This window comes from Paenibacillus enshidis, from assembly GCF_042136365.1.
In the GTDB taxonomy this organism is placed as follows: domain Bacteria; phylum Bacillota; class Bacilli; order Paenibacillales; family Paenibacillaceae; genus Paenibacillus; species Paenibacillus enshidis.
Window position 1 is genome coordinate 105178 of the sequence record NZ_JBHHMI010000011.1, and the last position, 20605, is coordinate 125782.

At 53.2% G+C, this 20605-nt stretch carries 19 protein-coding genes and 1 tRNA gene; 18 read left to right on the forward strand and 2 right to left on the reverse strand.

Translation table 11 applies throughout. The features are described from left to right. Positions 1-66 precede the first annotated feature (66 nt). The 5 genes from ACE41H_RS14365 to zapA all read left to right on the forward strand — a co-directional run bounded on the left by ACE41H_RS14365 (position 67) and on the right by zapA (position 7299). Entirely contained in the window at positions 67-1026 is a 960-nt protein-coding gene (locus ACE41H_RS14365; RefSeq protein ID WP_375356001.1) for an aldolase catalytic domain-containing protein, read from the forward strand. 118 nt (positions 1027-1144) lie between these two features. Further along, positions 1145-1218, forward strand: a tRNA-Gly gene (locus ACE41H_RS14370). A gap of 418 nt (positions 1219-1636) precedes the next feature. Beyond that, a complete protein-coding gene (pheS, locus tag ACE41H_RS14375) occupies positions 1637-2671 on the forward strand; it encodes a phenylalanine--tRNA ligase subunit alpha (protein WP_375356079.1) in 1035 nt (344 codons plus the stop codon). A gap of 28 nt (positions 2672-2699) precedes the next feature. Continuing rightward, the gene (gene pheT, locus ACE41H_RS14380; RefSeq protein ID WP_375356002.1) at positions 2700-5144 is read left to right on the forward strand and encodes a phenylalanine--tRNA ligase subunit beta; all 2445 of its coding nucleotides are present in this window, start codon (positions 2700-2702) and stop codon (positions 5142-5144) included. A gap of 208 nt (positions 5145-5352) precedes the next feature. Beyond that, on the forward strand, positions 5353-7299 hold the full coding sequence (gene zapA, locus ACE41H_RS14385) for a cell division protein ZapA (protein ID WP_375356003.1): 1947 nt from the start codon (positions 5353-5355) through the stop codon (positions 7297-7299). Between the two features lie 54 nt (positions 7300-7353). Here zapA and ACE41H_RS14390 read toward each other — a convergent pair whose 3' ends face one another. Further along, on the reverse strand, positions 7354-7752 hold the full coding sequence (locus ACE41H_RS14390) for a cupredoxin domain-containing protein (protein ID WP_375356005.1): 399 nt from the start codon (positions 7750-7752) through the stop codon (positions 7354-7356). Positions 7753-7936: 184 nt separating this feature from the next. Further along, positions 7937-8302, reverse strand: a complete 366-nt coding sequence (locus ACE41H_RS14395; protein ID WP_375356006.1) for a phage holin family protein — start codon at positions 8300-8302, stop codon at positions 7937-7939. A gap of 235 nt (positions 8303-8537) precedes the next feature. Here ACE41H_RS14395 and ACE41H_RS14400 point away from each other — a divergent pair, with 235 nt between their 5' ends. From ACE41H_RS14400 to ACE41H_RS14460, 13 genes are all read left to right on the forward strand, one after another. Next, positions 8538-10901, forward strand: coding sequence for an endonuclease MutS2 (locus ACE41H_RS14400; RefSeq protein ID WP_375356007.1), 2364 nt, complete (start codon positions 8538-8540; stop codon positions 10899-10901). A 40-nt stretch (positions 10902-10941) separates the two neighbouring features. Next, a complete protein-coding gene (locus tag ACE41H_RS14405) occupies positions 10942-11373 on the forward strand; it encodes a DUF350 domain-containing protein (protein WP_375356008.1) in 432 nt (143 codons plus the stop codon). A gap of 37 nt (positions 11374-11410) precedes the next feature. Further along, the gene (locus ACE41H_RS14410; protein ID WP_375356009.1) at positions 11411-11971 is read left to right on the forward strand and encodes a hypothetical protein; all 561 of its coding nucleotides are present in this window, start codon (positions 11411-11413) and stop codon (positions 11969-11971) included. 90 nt (positions 11972-12061) lie between these two features. Beyond that, a complete protein-coding gene (locus tag ACE41H_RS14415; protein ID WP_375356010.1) occupies positions 12062-13276 on the forward strand; it encodes an MFS transporter in 1215 nt (404 codons plus the stop codon). Between the two features lie 177 nt (positions 13277-13453). Beyond that, positions 13454-13954 carry an Lrp/AsnC family transcriptional regulator gene (locus ACE41H_RS14420; RefSeq protein WP_375356012.1) on the forward strand — a complete coding sequence of 167 codons (501 nt, stop codon included), beginning with the start codon at positions 13454-13456 and terminating at the stop codon, positions 13952-13954. Between the two features lie 15 nt (positions 13955-13969). Further along, entirely contained in the window at positions 13970-15187 is a 1218-nt protein-coding gene (locus tag ACE41H_RS14425; protein WP_375356013.1) for an aminotransferase class I/II-fold pyridoxal phosphate-dependent enzyme, read from the forward strand. Positions 15188-15307: 120 nt separating this feature from the next. Beyond that, a complete protein-coding gene (locus ACE41H_RS14430) occupies positions 15308-15871 on the forward strand; it encodes a hypothetical protein (RefSeq protein ID WP_375356015.1) in 564 nt (187 codons plus the stop codon). Positions 15872-15917: 46 nt separating this feature from the next. Continuing rightward, on the forward strand, positions 15918-16472 hold the full coding sequence (locus tag ACE41H_RS14435; RefSeq protein WP_375356016.1) for a bifunctional adenosylcobinamide kinase/adenosylcobinamide-phosphate guanylyltransferase: 555 nt from the start codon (positions 15918-15920) through the stop codon (positions 16470-16472). Positions 16473-16497: 25 nt separating this feature from the next. Continuing rightward, positions 16498-17067, forward strand: coding sequence for a cob(I)yrinic acid a,c-diamide adenosyltransferase (locus tag ACE41H_RS14440; RefSeq protein WP_375356017.1), 570 nt, complete (start codon positions 16498-16500; stop codon positions 17065-17067). Further along, on the forward strand, positions 17064-18026 hold the full coding sequence (locus ACE41H_RS14445) for an RluA family pseudouridine synthase (RefSeq protein ID WP_375356018.1): 963 nt from the start codon (positions 17064-17066) through the stop codon (positions 18024-18026). Before ACE41H_RS14440 ends, ACE41H_RS14445 begins: the two co-directional genes overlap by 4 nt. Before the next feature lie 56 nt (positions 18027-18082). Next, complete coding sequence (locus ACE41H_RS14450) at positions 18083-18448, forward strand: arsenate reductase family protein (protein WP_375356019.1); 366 nt, start codon at positions 18083-18085, stop codon at positions 18446-18448. A gap of 123 nt (positions 18449-18571) precedes the next feature. Beyond that, a complete protein-coding gene (locus ACE41H_RS14455) occupies positions 18572-19468 on the forward strand; it encodes a 5'-3' exonuclease (protein ID WP_375356020.1) in 897 nt (298 codons plus the stop codon). Beyond that, the gene (locus tag ACE41H_RS14460) at positions 19465-20583 is read left to right on the forward strand and encodes a phosphodiester glycosidase family protein (protein WP_375356021.1); all 1119 of its coding nucleotides are present in this window, start codon (positions 19465-19467) and stop codon (positions 20581-20583) included. The genes ACE41H_RS14455 and ACE41H_RS14460 overlap by 4 nt, the downstream gene beginning before the upstream one ends. The last annotated feature ends 22 nt before the right edge of the window (positions 20584-20605 follow it).

Consider the following 20605-nt stretch of genomic DNA (forward strand, 5'->3'; position numbering starts at 1 on the left):
TTTGCAGACCCGTTCAAGTATGATGAGTGGAAATAGACTTGGTCTTTTGGAAGGAGAAACAGACAGATGAAGACGAATCATAGTAAAATCGTGGATTGTACCATCCGGGACGGCGGATTGGTTAACAATTGGGATTTCAGTGTGGAATTTGTTCAACAATTGTACACCGGACTGAATGATGCTGGTGTTGATTATATGGAAATCGGATATAAAAACTCACCGAAGCTGCTTAAAGGTGCGGACAAAGCGGGCCCTTGGCGCTTCCTGGACGATGAATTTTTGCGCAAGGTTATTCCTCAGAAGGGTCATACCAAGCTGTCTGCGCTCGTAGATATCGGCCGTGTGGACGAGAACGACATTTTGCCGCGCAGTGAAAGCATGCTTGATCTGATTCGGGTAGCCTGCTATATCAAGGATGTGGACAAGGCCCTTGAGCTGGTTAACATTTTCCATGAACGGGGATATGAGACCACCATCAACATTATGGCCCTGTCCAACGTGATGGAGCATGAGCTGCTGGAAGCCTTTGAGCTTATTAAAGACAGCGTGGTGGATGTTGTCTACATTGTCGATTCTTACGGAAGCCTGGATCACAAGGATATATTGCATCTGACCGAGAAATTCAAAAAGCATCTGCCGAACAAGCGTCTTGGCGTTCATGCGCATAACAATCTGCAGCTGGCTTTCTCCAATACGCTGATTGCTGCCGAGCAGGGCGTAGAGCTGCTGGACGCATCCGTTTACGGCATGGGACGCGCGGCCGGCAATTGCCCGACCGAGCTGCTGGTAACCCATCTGAAGCATACGCATTACAAGCTGCGTCCGGTGCTCGACATCATTGAGAACCTGATGATCCCTCTTCGTGAAAAAGAAGAGTGGGGATACATCATTCCGTACATGATCACAGGCACCCTGGACGAGCACCCACGCTCGGCCATGGCACTGCGTGCTTCGGAGGATAAAGACAAAGCTGTTGATTTCTACGACAAGCTGACGACGCCTGAAGTATCCTTTGAGCAAAAATAAGACCGGTTTTACCAGAAAAGTGCATGCTCTTCGGAGGATGCGCTTTTTTTGCCGGTTGCATTTTTTTTATGATTCAGTTATATTATTAATTAGTTTCGAATATGATTTTATTAATCGCGCGGGTGTAGTTCAATGGTAGAACTCCAGCCTTCCAAGCTGGTAGCGTGGGTTCGATTCCCATCACCCGCTCCATACTAATGAACAATTAGCCTTGCAAGCAGCGGGCTTTTTTTCGGATTATGAATAAGCAATAAATGCCTTGATGGAGAGAGTAGGCAGTGCCTGGCGCACAGGGAGGAAACGCCGTGGATTGAGAGCGTTTCTGCAGACACAGACCTGTTGAAGTTCACTCCGGAGCAGTTCCTTGAACATTGATGTACCCATGCGTACGTCAGGAAAGTAGAGGGTACCGGTTCACGGCCGTTACACGTGCTGAGCGAGACGATTATTACTGAAATTATGAGATCATGGATAGAAATCCGCATGAATTTCACGATCGTCTAACAAGGGTGGTACCACGGTCTTTTCGTCCCTTACGGGAGAAAAGGCCTTTTTTTGTTGCATACATACCGGACTACCGGGTGATTACACAAAGGAGGCATCAGGAATGATGAAGGAAAAGCTGGAAGCGTTAAAGATTGAGGCTTTGGCGCAGCTGGAGCAGGTATCCGATCCCCAGACATTGAACGATCTGCGTATCAAGTATTTGGGTAAAAAGGGCGCGCTGACTGAAATTTTACGCGGTATGGGCAGCTTGAGCGCGGAGGAGCGCCCGGTCATTGGCCAGGTGGCCAACGACGTGCGCGGCGCGATTGAGGAGATTATTGAATCCAAACAACAGGCGTTTCAGCGTGCCGAGACCGAACAGAGACTGCGTGCGGAACGTGTGGACGTTACACTGCCTGGCCGCAAAATGCCGCAGGGCGGAGTTCATCCGCTGAACAAGGTCATCGCCGAAATTGAAGATATTTTCCTGGGTATGGGATATCGCGTTGCGGAAGGTCCGGAGGTGGAGACGGATTATTTTAACTTTGAAGCGCTCAATTTGCCGAAAAACCATCCGGCCCGTGATATGCAGGATTCTTTTTATGTTACCGAGGAACTGTTGATGCGTACGCATACTTCACCGGTGCAGGTACGGACGATGCAGTCCATGCACGGTGAAACCCCGCTCAAGGTTATTTGTCCCGGCAAGGTGTACCGCCGCGATGACGATGATGCGACCCACTCATTCCAGTTCCATCAAATTGAGGGCATCGTCATTGGCGAAAACATTCGCATGAGCGACCTTAAAGGAACGCTGCTACAGTTCTCCCGCGAGATGTTCGGCAGCCAGACACAGATTCGTCTGCGTCCGAGCTTCTTCCCGTTCACGGAGCCAAGCGCCGAAATGGACGTGACATGCGTACAATGCGGCGGCAGCGGCTGCCGGATGTGCAAGCAGACGGGCTGGCTGGAAATTCTGGGCTGCGGCATGGTGCATCCCAAGGTGCTGGAGATGGGCGGTTATGATCCGGAGAAATACAGCGGTTTCGCCTTCGGCATGGGCGTGGAGCGGATTGCGATTCTGAAATACGGCATTGACGACATCCGCCATTTCTACAACAGCGATATGGCGTTCCTGAAGCAGTTCGCACGGAATTAATATTCGGATAAAAAGGAAGTGAGCGTACATGAAAGTATCAACCGAATGGCTGTCTGACTATATATCGCTGGAGCAGGTGGCAGCTGAAGAGCTGGCTGAGCGCATTACTCGGGCAGGGATTGAGATCGACGTGGTGGAGAACCGCAACAAGGGTGTCTCCGGCGTCGTGGTCGGTTATGTGAAAAGCAAGGAGAAGCATCCGGACGCGGACAAGCTGAATGTCTGCGTCGTCGATGTAGGGCAGGGAGAGGACCTGCAAATCGTATGTGGCGCCAAAAATGTGGATACTGGCCAGAAGGTGCCGGTAGCCATGATCGGGGCCGTGCTGCCCGGCGATTTCCGCATCAAGAAAGCCAAGCTGCGCGGCGTTGAGTCCCAAGGCATGATCTGTTCCGCGAAGGAGCTGGGCATGAACGACAAGCTGTTGCCGAAGGAGCAGCAGGAAGGTATTCTTGTTCTCCCGGCAGACGCCGAGTTGGGTGCTCCGATCGAAAAGCTGCTTGGCCTGGACGACAAAGTGCTTGAATTTGACTTGACTCCGAACCGCTCGGACTGTCTCAGCATGCTGGGTGCCGCTTATGAAGTGAGCGCAATCCTCGGCAGAGACATCAAGATTCCTGATCCCGCGCAGGACCTGATTGAAACGGCAGAGCCTGCAGCAGGGCATCTTGCGGTATCCGTAGCGGCGCCGGAGCTGTGCACCCACTATGCAGCCCGCGTGATCACGGGGGTGACCATCGGGACTTCCCCGCTGTGGATGCAGAACCGCCTGATGGCAGCAGGCATTCGCCCGATCAACAACATTGTCGACATCACCAACTATGTGATGCTGGAATACGGACAACCCTTGCATGCCTTTGATGCGGCCAAGCTGAACGGGCGGATTGAAGTACGTCTCGCCCGCTCAGGTGAAACGCTTGTTACGCTGGACGATCAGGAACGCAAGCTTGAGCCTCATATGCTGCTGATTACCGACGGAGTGCAGCCGGTGGCGCTGGCGGGTGTCATGGGCGGCGCCAACTCGGAGGTTACTGCGGACACGGTGGATATCGTGTTAGAGTCGGCGAAATTTGACGGCGGAAGCGTACGTAAAACATCCCGTCAGTTGGGCCTGCGTTCCGAAGCAAGTCTGCGTTTTGAGAAGGAGGTTGACCCGGGGGCAGTTATCCCGGCGCTTAACCGGGCCGCTGCGCTGATTCAGCGCTATGCCGGTGGAGCGGTACAGAAGGGGATCGTCCAGTTTAATGAGGCCCGGATAGCTCCGCGTATCATTACCTTGTCGCTGGAGAAGCTGAACCGTTACCTGGGGACCGATCTGTCCACGCTGGAAGTAAAGACGCTTTTCAGCCGTCTGCATTTCCCTTGTGGTGATAAGGAGCACGGTCTGCTGGAAGTGGAGGTTCCGACACGCCGCGGCGATATAACGCTGGATGTGGACTTGATTGAAGAGGTGGCACGTCTCTACGGGTACGATCATATTCCAACCACAGCGATCGAAGGCCCGACAACGCCGGGAGCGCTCACCGCAGCCCAAGCCCTGCGCCGCTCTTTGCGCAGCCTGCTTGTTCATGGCGGATGGCAGGAGGTTATCAGCTATTCCTTTATTCATCCGGATCGCACGAAGCTGTACCCTGCACTGACGGCCGGAAGCCATCCGGTGGCGCTGGCAATGCCGATGAGCGAGGAGCGCAGTGTGCTGCGCACCAGCATCATCCCTCAGTTGCTGGATGCCTCGGTGTACAACATGAACCGGAAACAGGAGGATATGGCTCTCTTTGAGATTGGCAGCGTGTTTTTCAGCGAAGAGCAGACACTGACCAGGCAGCCGCAGGAAATTCCTGTGCTCGGTCTGCTGTTGACAGGGAAACGCCGCGGTCAGCAGTGGAATGTGGCTGCGGAAGCAGCTGATTTCTTTGACATCAAAGGTGCTCTTGAAACGATCTTTGACTATGTGGGAACCGAAGGAAAAGTGCGTTATACCGCTGACAGCCCGGCAGGATACCATCCGGGACGTTCCGCCTCCGTGTACCTGGAGACCGAAGGGCAATCCGAACTGATCGGTACGGTGGGCCAGGTTCATCCTGAGCTGCAGCAGCAGTATGACCTGAAGGACACGTATGTGGCGGAAATCGCTTTGGAGCCGGTCATCCGGCACAGAAACAACGGAATCCGCTATCAGGAACTGACCCGCTTTCCTTCCGTTGAACGTGATATTGCAGTCGTTGTTGACGAGGTGGTGGAGGCAGGCGAGCTGCTGCGTGTGATCCGCGAAAACGGAGACGAGCTGCTGACCCAAGCCCGTGTGTTTGACGTGTTTACAGGCAGCAAGCTCGGCGAAGGCAAGAAGAGCATCGCCATCGCGCTGCTGTACCGCCATCGTGAGCGGACATTGACTGATGAGGAAATTAACGAAACACACAGCCGGATCGTTGCGGTGCTGGAACAAACTTTTGGCGCTGAATTAAGAAAGTAGCAGGAGATAAGTCAAGCCACATCGAATCTTAGGTGAAGAGGTTCGGTGTGGCTTTTTCTGTAGTCTGCGCCGGTCGTGCACTTGATTGGTCATGAGATAACCTGCAAAATAGATAATAACAGAATTCTCCCATATTACTGGGGAAAGTAGCCGAAATGAACTACAGACACCCTAGAATCAACACACAGAACTGGAGGAGGGCTTTATTGTGACTACACCGGATCGCATGCGCGTTACCGTTGAGATATACGGAAATTCCTATAAACTTGTTGGAAGCAGCTCAGAATATATGAAACAGGTTGCAAGCTACGTAAATGAACGAATGCATACGATAGCGCAAGCCCATGCTCATCTGGATATTCCGCGGATCGCAGTACTCGCGGCCGTTCATATGGCGGAGGAAGCGATCAGATCCCAGGAAACCGAACGGAAAATGAACCGCATCATCGAGGAACGCTCCGAGCTGCGGGAAGACCTGGCCAGACTGCAAACCCTGCTCGGGGAACAGCAGCAGAAGAATGCGGCGCTGCAGGAAGCAGGCGACCGGTTCGCGCAGGAGAAGGAGCAAGTTTTGTCCAGGCTGGCGCAAGCTGAGCAAACTGCCGCTAGGGAGAAGGCGGAACTGAAGAACCGGCTTGAGCAGCAGCAGAAGAAGGAGGCTGAGCTCCTTAAAGAGAAGGAGCAGGCAGAGCTTGACGCGCAGAACAAGCTGACGGAAGCGGCCAGACAGGCAGAGGTCAAGCTTGCAGCTGCCGAGAAGGAGAGCACAGCACGGCTTCAATCGGAACAGGAGAAGCTGCAATCCAGTCTGAACGAGGAACAGCGAAAGGCGAAGGCAGCCTGGCAGGCCGAAACGGCTGCCCTCCGCAAGCGCCTGGAGGAAGAGAAGGGACAGGTTCTGGCTTCGTTGAAAGAAGAACAGACGCTGCGTAAGCGGGCCGAGTCTCTGCAAGCTGAAAGCCGGCAGCAATATGAAGAGGAGCTTAAGCAGCTTCGAAATCGTTTGGACGAGCTGGAAATAAGTGAGCAGTTGCTGACCGAGGAGCTGCAAGGCACTTCGGAACAGGTGAAGCAAGCTGAATCAGTACGCCAGGAGCTTGAGGACCGGTTGAAAGAAGCGGCTGCTGGAGAAGAAATCGCGGCCCGCAAGCTGGAGTCACTGCAAGCTGAGGTCAATGAGAAGGCGGTGGAGCTAAAGCGGATGCAGCAGGCTTCTGCCAAAGCGGAGGAAGAGCAGCGACGGATGCAGAAGCTGCTTGAACAGGCTCATGTCTCGGTGCGCAAGCTGCAGGCTGAAATGGCTGAGTTGTCCAAGAAGGAGCAGACGGCCCGCGAGCAGGTGAAGAAGCATGTGGAAGAACTGGAGCGGCGCCAGCGGGAATTGAATGAGAAAACGGGCCGGATCGTACAGCTTGAGCAGACGATAGTACAGCTGCAAGGAGAAGTGGCCGACGTGCTCAAGCAGGCAGAGGAGGCCCGGGAGCGGAATAACGGGCTGCAGGAGCGGGTTGCGGAGCAGCAGGCGGAGATCGATGTGCAGCGAAGAGCTATGGAGTTGGTCCAGGCTGAGGCGGAGCGGGCTGCAGAGCTTGCCGCACAGAGCGACCATCAATATGAGCAGCTGCGCGAAGAGACGGTAAATCTGCAGCAGCAGTCGAAACAACTGCAGGCGGAGCTTGAGCAGTTGAACAGACAAACTGCCGAGCTGCGGACTCAGCTTGAACACACAGAGGAAGAAGCGGTCGAATGGCAGGTCAAATACGAGGAGAAGCTCGCCGAGTTGGAGCAAATCCGCGTGGATGAAGCCCGTCAGCGGGAAGAGCTGATTTCCTGGGAGCAGCAGGTCGCATCTGCGGTCGAGGCGAGGGAGCGCCTGCAACAGGAGGTCGCTGAGACGAACCGCCAGCAGCAGGACACCTTGACCGAGCTGCAGACTGTGGCTCAAGCCCGCGAAGAGCTGCAAAACGAGCTGACTGATATCGGTGAGCGTTATGAACTGGCAGCTCATCAGTTGAGGCTGCTGCAGGTGGAACGCGATATGGAGCGTGAGAAAATGGAAAGCCTTACGGAAAAGCTGGAGCAGTTGCAGGAGGAATATTCGAAGCTTCAGACGGAATATAACGAGTGGATCGAACTGATCGAGCAGGACCAGTGACGTACAGAATAAAACAAGCCGTCCTGGCTGCAAGTCAGAACGGCTTGGATGTGGCTATTCAACAATAAGCTTGGCTGTCATGGTATGGTGACCGGTACCGCAGAATACGGAGCAGTCAATCTCATATTCCCCTTTCTGCTCGGGTGTGATCACCTGTGAGGTATTTCTGCTGTCCAACTGGACGTTAAGTCTTTGTATGACAACGCCATGTGTTCCTTCTACGTTTTCAAATGAAATTTTCACAGGTACACCCTGTTTCACGCGGTATTCCTGCTGGTCAAATGTAAAATTGCTGGCCTTGATCACGATTTCTTCACTGGCTGCTGCTTCGCCTGCCGTTTGCTGTCCGGCTGGATCCGGAGAAGCTCCGCTTCCGCAGGCTGACAGGAGCAAAAGCAGCAGGCCGGCTGATACCAGAAGAAATCCGTTACGTCCTAAGAGCTTGATTGCCACAGGCTATCCTCCATTCACTGGCTTTTTATGCAGGCAACTGCTGTAACACGTTCTATATGCCATCATACCGCAAGTTGTCCGGGGAGAGTGTGAAAAATTATTGAAAAGAACTCCATGCTGCAAAAAAGAGGCTTCCCGTCGTTGGGGAAGGCCTCTTTTGCTTGCTGTGGTTTCTATGGCAAATCTAAGTACGGTCGTTGTTGTTCCGCCCGGCTTCAAAAGGCGTGGAAACCGGAATAAACAGGTCAATAATTCCGATGACGAGCGCAGCAAGCAGGGCGCCCACAACGGAAACCTCCACACCACCCACGATAAATTGTGCGATGTAGATGACCAGCGCGCTGACCAAAAAGCCTACGATGCCACGCCCGAACGGACTGACTCTGCGGCCGAACATGGCTTCAATGATCCAGCCAATGACGGCAATCACAATGGCGAGAATCAGAGCGCTCCAAAAACCGCCCACGCTGAATCCGGGAACAATCCAGCCGACAAGAAGAAGCACGAGCGCGGCAACGACAAAACGTACAATATGGCCTAGAATTCTCATGGTATGCCTCCTGTTCTGCTCCCAGCCCGCAAATGACCTGCAGGCTGGAGTATGGCCGCAGTTTTCTTTAAAATCCGCGGCTATGCAACCATTAGTATGTTACGCGGAAGTCTGTCTTATGTGCTTTGCGTCCAGAATGCAATTTTAACGAATCATATTTCATAGCAATGCCTGTAAATAGCGAAAGCGGCCAGCTTTCGTTATAATACAGATATAACTGAGAGGAGCTGTAACGTTGGACGCAAAAATTTTGCAAACACTTGAATATGGTAAAATCTTGAGCTCACTGTCTAATTACACGCAAACACCGATGGGTAAACATGCAGCCATACAGCTTCGCCCCAACTCGGATGCGGTGCATATACAAGCTTTATTGAAAGGCACGGACGAGGCGTTCGCTGTGGACCGCCTGAAGGGAACCCCTTCGTTTACCGGAGTGGTTGATATATCCCCTGCGGTAAAGCGGGCACGAATCGGGGGCACTTTGAATCCGCAGGAGCTGCTCGGAATCCGAACGACGATTCAGGCAGGGCGGCGTGTCAAGGTATACATTGAGGGGGTGCATGAAGATCATGCCGTTGAATCCCTGCTGTTCATTAGCGAACAGCTTTCAGACCAGAAGCCGCTGGAGAACGCGATCAAAGTCTGTATCGACGACAATGCCGAAGTGCTGGATACTGCAAGCCCGGAACTGGCCCAGATCAGGCGCGAGCTGCGCTCCGGCGAGGTGAGAATCCGGGAAAAGCTGGACTCCATGATCCGCTCCACCACAGTATCCAAGATGCTGCAGGACCAGATTGTTACGATCCGCGGTGACCGGTTCGTCATCCCTGTCAAAGCGGAATACCGTTCCTATTTTGGCGGCATCGTACATGATCAGTCCGGTTCGGGCGCCACCATGTTCATCGAGCCTGAATCCATCGTGACGATGAACAATAAGCTGCGTGAAACGAAAATGAAGGAAGAACGGGAGATTGAGGTCATTTTGCAGAAGCTGACCGCACAGGTGGGCGAGCAGGCGGAACTGCTGCTTTATGATCTGGATCTGCTCGGCAGTCTTGATTTTATTTTCGCCAAAGCGCGTCTGGCTCGTGAGATGAAGGCCACCCTTCCGTTGATTAACGATCATGGCTATATCAGGCTGAGGAAGGGCCGTCACCCTTTGATTCCGCTTGATAAAGTGGTGCCGATCGATGTTGAACTGGGGGGCAGCTTTTCGTCCATCATCGTAACCGGGCCGAATACCGGGGGGAAGACGGTGACACTTAAAACAATCGGTCTTCTCAGCCTGATGGCGATGTCCGGATTGTTTGTTCCCGCCGAGGATGAAAGTGAGCTGTCCGTATTTGATGCCATCTATGCCGATATCGGCGATGAGCAGAGTATCGAACAGAATCTGAGTACATTCTCAAGCCATATGACGAATATTATCAGCATATTGCGGCAGATGACGCCCAAAAGCCTTGTTCTGCTGGATGAGGTGGGTGCTGGTACGGACCCTGCCGAAGGCTCGGCATTGGCGGTAGCCATACTGGAGCATATCCATGCTGCAGGCTGCCGCATGGTGGCGACGACGCATTACAGTGAGCTTAAGGCGTATGCTTACGAACGGGATGGCATTATTAATGCAAGCATGGAATTTGACGTGGCTACACTGAGTCCGACCTATCGCCTGCTCGTCGGTGTTCCTGGGCGAAGCAATGCCTTCGCAATTGCGGAACGGCTCGGTCTGTCCAAGCCAATTCTGGATTATGCCCGCGGTGAGGTGACCGAGGAGGATCAGCGTGTCGAGCATATGATCGCTTCCCTGGAGGAGAACCGACTGACAGCCGAACATGAGCGTTCCGAGGCCGAAAGGCTGCGCAGGGAGACGGAAGAGCTTCGCACCCGTTATCAGGAGGAGCTCGACAAGCTCGACAACCAGCGTGAACGCATGCTGGAAAAAGCGGAGGAAGAAGCCCGCCAGGTGCTGCAGAAGGCCCGCAGCGAGTCGGAACGAATTATTGCCGATCTGCGCAAGCTTGCCCTGGAGGAGGGCGCCGCAGTGAAGGAACACCGCTTGATTGCTGCCCGCAAGGAGCTTGACGAGGCGGAACCGAAGCAGCGCAAAAAATCGTCCGCTCCACGACAGTCCGCCAAAGCACGGGCAATTGAGCCAGGGGATGAGGTTCATGTGCACAGTCTGAGGCAGAAGGGGCATGTCGTCGAGCTGTCCGGCAGCAAGGAAGCTATCGTACAACTGGGCATTATGAAAATGAAGGTCAGTCTGGCTGACCTTGAGCTGCTGGATGCGCCGAAGCCTGCTCAGCCCAAGCAGCGTACGGTTGCCGGTGTGAATCGTACACGCGACGACCGGGTCCGGAGCGAGCTTGATTTAAGAGGAGCCAATGTGGAGGAAGCGCTGATTGAAGTGGACCGGTTCATGGACGAAGCTTTTATGGCCAATCTGGGCCAGGTCTACATTATTCACGGCAAAGGCACGGGCGTGCTGCGTTCCGGCATTCAGGACTATTTGCGCAGTCACAAGCATGTAAAAAGCTACAGACTGGGTAATTACGGGGAAGGCGGATCCGGTGTGACCGTCGCCGAGTTAAAATAGTTCGCCCTGCATATGAGCGACTGTTTACGGCCTGTGGCCGATGGGGAGGGAGAGAGTGAAGGAGATCGATCAGTTGCTGACTTATCCCCTTGGCATGATGCTGGGGTATTTTTCGGTTGCGGTGCTTCAACTTGTTGTGTATTTATATTGCTTTGAACTGGTGACCCGCTACAAGTGCTGGGATGAAATCCGCAAGGGCAATGTGGCTGTCGCTATGGCCACCGGCGGGAAAGTATTCGGGATATGCAATATTATGCGTTTTACCATTTCCGGGAGCTCCAGTGTGTACGATACGATGATCTGGTCGTTTGTAGGGTTTCTGCTGCTGCTCGCTGCTTATTTCCTGTTTGAATTTCTGACACCCGTATTTTCGATCGATAAGGAGATCCAGGAAGATAACAGGGCTGTAGGCCTGTTTTCCATGATCATTTCCATCTCGCTGTCCTATGTGATCGGTGCCAGTGTTGGTTAAATTACTTTTTAAGCGCAATGAATTGGAGGATACGGATATGGAGAAAACCATTTGCCCGTGGTGCCAGACGGAAATCGTCTGGGATGAGGAGCTTGGCCCGGAGGAAGAGTGCCCTTACTGTCATAACGAGCTGAAGGGGTACCGGACATTAACGGTTGATATCGGCGAGGAAGAGGAAGAAATGTTGAATGGGCGCCAGTCCGATGAACATGATGACGAGGAAGCCGGGGATGAGGACTTGTTAGCCTGGCAGGATGAGGGCCTTCACAGGCTTCCGGTTCTGCATACGCTGCAGAAATATGAAGAAAGCGGGCAAGATCTGCTGGCTTATGAAGAAGGTGTAGAAAAGGTGCTCGACAGCCAGGAAGAGGTCCCGGAATGTCCGCACTGCCGGGAATACATGCTGTTGACAGGAACAAGAACCGTCACGGCAGATACCTTTGTCCCGTCTGTTCCGGCTCCGCTTGGGAAGCCTGTGCTTGAACCGCCTTTTACCATGAATATCTATGTGTGCACCGGGTGTTTCCAGGTACAGCATAGCCTCGCCGAGGATGACAGACTCCGGTTGATGCATGCACTTGGATCCGGCCGTAAATAAAAGACTGCTGTCCCCTGACATGTTTTGAACATTTTAGGGCATGTTAACGGAGAGCCCGCTGGGCGGATCTTGGTTAGAGGGGGGACACTGTTGAAATCGAGCTTGAATAAACAGTCCATTCTACTGCTTGGCATGAATGGGCTGTTTGTATTAGCAGGAGCGCTGTCAGGCACGTTTCTCAATGTGTACCTGTGGAAAACCAAACCGGATTATGCCATGATCGGCTGGTTTACCGTCAGCCAGCAGGTGGCGCTCGGACTGACCTTCTGGGTTGCGGGAAAGTGGGTAAAGGAACACAACAAAATGAATGCCCTCCGCGCAGGTACGGCTCTGTCCGGAATATTTTATCTGCTTGTTTTATGGTCAGGTCCCAGAGCTGTTCACTATATTTGGCCGCTCGGCATTCTGCTGGGGATTGCGCTTGGTCTGTTTTGGCTTGCGTTTAATGTGGTCTATTTTGAGGTTACCGACAGTCGCAACAGGGATCGGTTTAACGGCTGGGTGGGGCTGCTTGGATCTTTTGCCGGCATCGTGGGTCCGTGGCTTTCGGGCTGGATTATAGCAAGCATGGAAAACGACACAGGTTACCGTGTCATTTTCAGTATTTCATTGGCGATTTATATCGTTGGAGTCATCCTCAGCTTCTTCCTCAAGAAGCGAAAGGTCAAGGAAGAATATAACTGGGCCGAGCCGTGGAACAGGTTGACTGACGGGGGGAGCCCATGGAGACCGCTCTCCCTGGCGCTTGCCGCCCAAGGAATCCGGGAAGGGGTATTTTCTTTTCTTATCACTTTGCTCGTCTTTGTGGCCACCAAGCAGGAATGGAAGCTTGGACAGTTTTCGCTTATTACGTCGGCGGTATCCCTTGTCAGCTTCTGGGCGGCAGGCAGATGGCTGCGGCCGCGCTACCGCTCCGCAGGCATGCTGATAGGCGCACTGTTGCTGGTAGCGGTCCTGCTTCCTTTGCTGTGGAAGGTGCAGTATGGCACACTTCTGTTCATGGGCATCGGTACGTCGCTGTTTATCCCGCTTTATCTGATCCCCATTACTACACTGGGCTTCGACTTAATGGGAGCGACGGACCGCAACGTTGCTGAACGCGTCGAGCTGGTCGTGCTGCGCGAGCTGTGTCTCATGACGGGGCGTCTGATCGGTACGTTTGTTTTTATCGGGGTGCTCTCGGTGAGCCGCATGCCGCATGTTATCACGTGGCTGATGATCGGTCTTGGATGTGCGCCCGTAATCGGCTGGTTCTTTGTGCGGGGAATGATGAAATCCGCAGGCTGGAAGCCGGCATCGGAATAGCTGTGCAGCATATTTTTACTCTGCAAAACAATAGGTTCACTGCAGCAGCCCTTCAGGTATGAATGGCTGTTTTTGCTTTGCACCTGATATAAATTGATGTAATATAAGTATTATCATTTTCGCAGACCTGACATGAAGAGTGGTCAACGTCCGCGAAAACACGCTGGAGGTCTTTGCATGACAGAGTTGAATGAGACAAAATTAAAAGTGCTGGAGCTTCTGAAAGAGGATGCCAGACGTACGCCCGCCCTGCTGGCGACCATGCTCGGCATAACCGAGGAGGAGGTCAAAGCCGCCATTCAAGAGCTGGAAGACAAGCATGTCATTGTGAAATATGCAGCGGTCGTCAATTGGGACAAGGTGGATGACGAGAAGGTCACCGCGTTGATTGAGGTCCAAATAACACCGGAGCGGGGCAGAGGCTTTGAAGGCATTGCGGAGCGCATTTATCTGTATCCGCAGGTGAAATCGGTCTATCTGATGTCCGGAGCTTATGATCTGCTGGTGGAGGTGGAGGGCAAGAATCTGCGCGAAGTCGCGAATTTTGTATCAGAGAAGCTGTCCCCGATTGACTCCGTACTGTCGACCAAAACGAATTTCACCCTGAAAAAATACAAGCAGGACGGCATTATCTTCGATGACAAGGAAGAAGATAACCGTCTCATGATCTCGCCGTAAAGGAAGCGACTCATAATGACACTTAATCAAGAACAGGCTCTGCAGGCTGGAAGCAAATCCATGAACTCCTATCTGGCTCCCCTGGTTCGAGACATCCAGCCCTCAGGGATCCGGAAGTTTTTCGATCTGGTCGGAGGAAGCAAGGATATTATTACACTTGGTGTGGGCGAACCTGATTTTACAACACCTTGGCATATGCGTGAGGCTTGTGTTTATTCCCTGGAGCGCGGATTTACAAGCTATACGTCCAATGCAGGCATGCCGGAGCTCCGCGAGGAGCTCAGCCATTATTTGAGCAGCCGCTTCTCCGTCAACTATAATCCAAAGGATGAGATGATTATAACGGTCGGGGGCAGCGAGGCCATTGATCTCGCCCTGCGGGCCCTGATTACACCCGGGGATGAAATCCTCATTCCGGAGCCTTGTTATATTTCCTATTCTCCGATAACAGCGATTGGCGGCGGTGTAGCCGTGGGCATCGAGACGTTCGCGGATAACGGCTTCAAACTGACGGCGGAGGCGCTTGAGGCGAAAATCACGCCCCGCTCCAAGGTGCTGATTCTCTGTTACCCGAGCAACCCTACGGGGGCAACAATGAGCTATGAGGATTGGCTCCCGATTGCGAAGGTGGTTGAAAAGCATGATCTGATCGTGATTTCGGACGAAATCTATGCCGAGCTTACGTATGATCAGAATCATGTCAGCTTTGCGGCCATCCCGGGAATGCTGGACCGGACGATTCTCGTCAGCGGTTTTTCCAAAGCATTTGCGATGACAGGCTGGAGAATCGGCTATACGTGCGGCCACCGTGATCTCATCTCGGCTATGCTGAAAATTCATCAGTACACGGTGATGTGCGCTCCTTCGATGGGGCAGGTTGCCGCACTGGAGGCGCTGCGCAACGGAATGGGGGAAAAGGACCGGATGGTCGATGCCTACAATCAGCGCCGCCGTTTGATGGTACAGGGCTTCAGGGACATGGGGCTGGACTGCCATGAACCGCAGGGGGCCTTCTATGTGTTCCCGAGTATTCAATCCACCGGGTTAAGCTCGGATGCGTTTGCCGAAAGACTGCTCTATGATGCCAAAGTCGCCGCCGTGCCAGGAAATGTATTTGGTCTCGGGGGCGAAGGATATTTGCGTTGCTCCTATGCCACATCTGTTGCCCAACTGACGGAAGCGCTGGAGCGGATCGGAAATTTTGTGCACAAGCTGAAAGCAGAAGGCGTCTGACCGATGATCCGGTTAGCTGCACTGTCTTCTTAGGACTAATGGGAGGCCCCGCGGTGGGCTTCTTTTTTTGCCTTCCCAACCTGTGCTATATTGAATGCATGGGGAAAGGGAGGTACATAGATGAAGAGGCTGTTGAAGCTGTTCGGTGTGCTTGCATTTCTGCTCGTGGCGACTGGCTGCGGGGAGGACGACAACAAGGCATTTTCCATCTTTATTATTGATAATCAGGGGGATCCGTCGGCCATCAGTCAGGAGCTCGAGCAAAAGCTGCAGCAGAAGCTAAGTGAAGGGGGCCCTGCTGTCGAGGTGGTTACCAGCCCTATTTATGACCGCTCAAAGCTGCTGGTGGAGTACGTGGCCGGGGAGCATGATATTTTCATTCTGCCGGAGGAAGATATGAGAAATAACGGCAGAGAAGGCGGGAACCTGCCCCTCGATGAATACTTTGACAAGGAAGCCTATCCAGGGGGCGTCTTTGAAGGAGCTGTATTCGAGGCTGTGAATAAAGATGGGCAAGCAGCAGAGGAGACGGTGATGGAAACCCATTTGTATGGTATTCCTGCCGACGAGATGGCTCTGTTCAAGGAGGTTGGCTACGCCTCATCCAATCTGTATGCAACGGTCCCGCCAAGAACGGGCAATCTGGAGGAAGCGGTCAGCGTATTGAAGGCTTTGGCTGAATAAGGTGATTATTTACCTCTGTTCTGTACGGTGACTGGGAGGAATTCGTATGTTAATCATGGTTACAGGAGGACTCGGTACAGGGAAAACAAGGTTTGCATTGTCGATGGCAACACGTCTTGCACGTGAAGGGATTTATATTTCGGCACCTGGCCGGCTTGCCGCCGGAGCATCTGCCGGAGGCTGCGAACTGCCGCCATCTTACCACAGGATCAGCGTGGACCATGAGATGCCGCTGCCCAATGTGCTTGAGCACCTCAATTTGGAGTCCAACATCTTTCGTGCCGACCGCAGGATCGTTATTGTTGACAGCATTACAGGCTGGTTGAGCGACGAATTTGGCAGCGAACCGCTGGAGCAAGCGGAGCGAAGGCGGCTTGAGGTGAAAGCGGAGCGATTATCGGACAAGCTGTTGAGCTATCAGGGGATGCTGCTCGTCATAACGAATGAAATATCCTCCATGCTTCATCCCAGTGCAGAAGAAGCGCTGTACGGCAGGCTGATATCCCGCCTGAACATGGAAATGGCGGAGCGGGCGGACAGGGTATTCCAGTTGACGGCAGGTTTGGCGGTGGAATTGAAGGAGCGCAGCTTGCGATATTAGGGCTAAATCGTAAAGGAGGAATATGATGGGTGTATATACGAGAACGGGAGATGAAGGCGAAACCTCTGTCATTGGAGGACGGGTGCGCAAGGATGATGACAGGGTTGAAGCTTACGGCACCATTGATGAGCTGAACAGCTTTGTGGGACAGGCGATCAGCTTTGCCGAGGAAGAGGTGTTCGAAGACCTGCGGCAGCAATTGGCCGAGATCCAGCAGGAGCTGTTCGACTGCGGCTCCGATTTGGCTTTCGTAAGGCTGAGCGATAAAAAATATAAGGTAAAGGAAGAGATGGTGCTGCGGCTTGAGCAGTGGATCGACGGCTGTGAAGCGGAGAACCCGAAGGTGGAGCGTTTTATTATTCCGGGCGGAAGCCGCTTCTCTTCGGCTCTGCACGTATGCCGCACGGTATGCCGCCGCGCCGAACGGCGGGCTGTTACACTCGGCTCTCATGCGGAGATTAATCCTGCTGTCCGCAGATATTTGAACAGACTGTCCGACTATTTCTTCGTGGCTGCGCGTACGGCCAATGCAAGGCTGGGAGTGGCTGATGTGGAATACGTTCGCAGCAAAAAGGTGTTTGGTAGAAAAGAATGACCGCTTATTATGATCCGATTGTATATGAGATTCCTCCGGAAGATGAAGGCATGCTGCTAAAGACGGTTTTGCACAAAAGAATGAGCGTTTCACGCAAGCTCCTGTCGCGTCTGAAGCTTACGGAGCAGGGGATTATGCTCAATGGAAGCCGCGTGTACGTCAATGTGAAGGTGCGCCCGGGGGACTGTGTGGAAATCCGCATGGAACGGGAAACCTCGGAGGATATTCTGCCTGAGCCTATCCCTTTTGACATCCTTTATGAGGATGAGCATCTCTTGATTGTGAATAAAGCTGCGGGCATGATTGTTCATCCGACACATGGCCACTACACGGGAACGCTGGCCAATGCGGTTGTGTATTACTGGCAGTCCAAGGGAGAATCGTTCCGCTTCCGGCCTGTTCACCGGCTGGATCAGGATACCTCGGGTGTGCTGGCCATCGCCAAAAACCCGTATGCCCATCAGCATATATCAGAGCAAATGATTGCAGGCATGGTGGACAAACGCTATAAGGCCTATGTGCATGGCAGCCCGGAGCCGCCCGCAGGAAGAGTGGACGGCCCAATCGACCGCGATCCGCTCAACCCGCACAAGCGCATCGTAACTCCTGATGGGTATCCTGCCCTCACGCTTTACAATCTTGAGGTGAGATGGCCGGAAGGCAGCAGAATTTCTTTGAAGCTGGAAAGCGGACGCACTCACCAGATTCGTGTGCATATGACGTATATCGGCTGTCCGCTGATCGGAGATCCGATGTATTTTGCCAATGCCACGGATGAAAGTGCTGATACCGGCAAGGCCGAACGAAGAGCATTTCTCGACAGTCTGATTTCAAGACAGGCGCTGCATGCCGCCGAGCTTTCCTTCGATCATCCGCTTACAGGAGAGCGATGCACGTTCCGGGCTCCGCTGCCGCCGGATTTGCTTCGTTTGGAAGAAGTGCTGCAAGCTGCAAAATAACATATAACACTAAAGAAAAGCATCGTATTGGGATGGAATGATGGAGGACATGCAATATGAGTAAATTGACAGTATATCAATATCCGAAATGCAGCACCTGCCGCAATGCTGTTAAATGGCTGCAAAACCACGGGCATGAGCTTGAGCTTCATCACATTGTAGAGGATACGCCAACAGCCGGCCAGCTTGCGGAGCTTGTGGATAAGAGCGGGCTTGACCTGAAAAAGTTCTTTAACACAAGCGGCGAGGTGTACAAGGAATTGAAGCTGAAGGACAGCCTGCCGGGCATGAGCCGGGAGGAGCAGTTGAACCTGCTCGCCTCCAACGGCATGCTGATTAAACGGCCTGTCGTTACCGACGGACAGCGGGTCACCGTCGGATTTAAAGAGGATCAATACGGCGAGGTATGGGGACAGGCGTGAGCCTGTCTTTTTGCAAATTGCTAAAGATTCTTTAACTGGAACTTCATGGACAGTCCCTGAACGTCAGCCAATATGGTATACTCGAACAAGGTTATTTTTACGGAAATGGAGCGAGACACTTACGTGACACAAAACAACGGACAATCGGTTATGCTGGTAGACGGGATGGCGCTGCTCTTCCGCGCCTATTACGCAACAGCGGCCCATGGATATATACGGCGCACCAAAGAAGGAATCCCGACCAATGCTATCTATGGATTTATCCGCTATTTTTGGGATGCGGTACAGGCCTTCGGTCCCACCCATGTCGTCTGCTGCTGGGATATGGGAGGCAAGACGTTCAGAGGCGAGCATTTTGCCGCATACAAAGGCAATCGTGCAGAAGCCCCGGACGATCTGGTTCCCCAGTTTGCTCTGATCCGTGAAGTGGTGGACAGCCTGGGCATTCCGAACATCGGGGCGGAAGGTTATGAAGCGGACGACTGCATCGGTACTCTGGCCCGCCACTATTCCCGTGACGAGAATACGGACGTGCTGATTCTCTCAGGCGACCATGATCTTCTGCAGCTGGTGGATGAGCGGGTTAAAGTCATTATTATGAAAAAGGGCCAAGGCAACTATATGGTCTACACACCCGAAAGCCTGATGGAGGAAAAAGGGCTGCAGCCCCGTCAAATCATAGATGTCAAAGGATTGATGGGGGACACAAGCGACAACTACCCCGGGGTGCGAGGCATCGGCGAGAAAACGGCGCTAAAGCTGGTACAGGAATACGGCTCCATTGAGGGTATTCTGGCTAACCTGGAGCATCTGAGTCCTTCCGTCAAAAAGAAGATCGAGAACGATCTGGACATGCTCCACCTGTCGCGCAAGCTGGCCGAGATCCATTGTGAGGTGCCGGTTGCCTGCTCGCTGGAAAGCAGTCTGCTGCAGCTTGATCACGCGCTGATCGCGGACAAATTTGAACAGCTTGAAATGAAAAGCTTGAGTATAATGATGGGAGTGGCGGCAGGATCATGAGCAGTTGGGCGCGCAAGCGATGGAAAAAGTGGATACCCGGGATGCTGGCATTGACGATGTCGGTGTCCTTTTTGCTGTCCGGAGACGGTATACCCCGGGTGGAGGCTTCGGCGCAGCCAGGGATACAAACAGCGGTGAAAAAAGTAACTGCTGCGGGACGCACTTTTACCGTGAAGACAGTCAGCATTCCGAAAGGCACACCGGCGGCAATCGGTTTGGCACAGGGACAGGTCGGCAAAACCCAGGATTTAAGCGGCATCGTCCAAAAATATCATGCCGAAGCTGCCATCAACGGCGCGTTCTTCGAAGCGTATAACGGAGCTCCGGATCCTTATGGCATGCTGATATCCGGGGGCAAGGTCATTCACATTGGCAGATATGGCACCACGGTTGGCTTCAAGCAGGATGGAACAGTTGTTATGGACGCGTTGAGTGTCAGTATCACGGGACGGGTAACAGGAAAAGATGGCAGATCCTTGGGCTGGTATGCGACCTTTATGAACAGAACTCCTGCCGAAAATGCAAACACCTCGATGCTGTACACGCCGGAACGCGGGGCGACGGTAGGGTTCAAGGGGGGCATTGCCGTAACCGTACGTGACGGGATTGTCGTTAAAAATGGGATAAATACAAATGTCTCCATTCCGAAGGATGGATATGTGCTCGTGTTTACCGGGACGATGAGAAGCACGGCGCAGCGATTTGCAGAGGGAGCGGCCGTAACCGTGACCACGACATACAGCAACCAAAAGGGTGAAGTCCTTGATTGGCAGGACGTAGTGACCGGAGTAGGCGCCGGGCCTCGGTTGATCACGGACGGTAAAGTCTCCCTGAATCCTGAAGCGGAGGGCTTCAAGGATCCGAAGATATTGAACGCTTCCGGGGCGCGCAGCGGAATTGCCATCATGCCTGACGGATCGGTCCTGCTCGCCACGGTACCGGCGGCGACCATGAAGCAATGGGCAGCAATCATGGAGAAGCTGGGCGCCAAGCAGGCCATGAATCTAGACGGGGGTGCCTCCTCCGGCATGTACGCAGGGGGCAAAATACAGACGGCTCCCGGCCGCAAACTGAGCAATACGCTCATATTCGGAACGAATCTGCAAACGTTTTAGCTTTACCCAATTGACGTTTGGA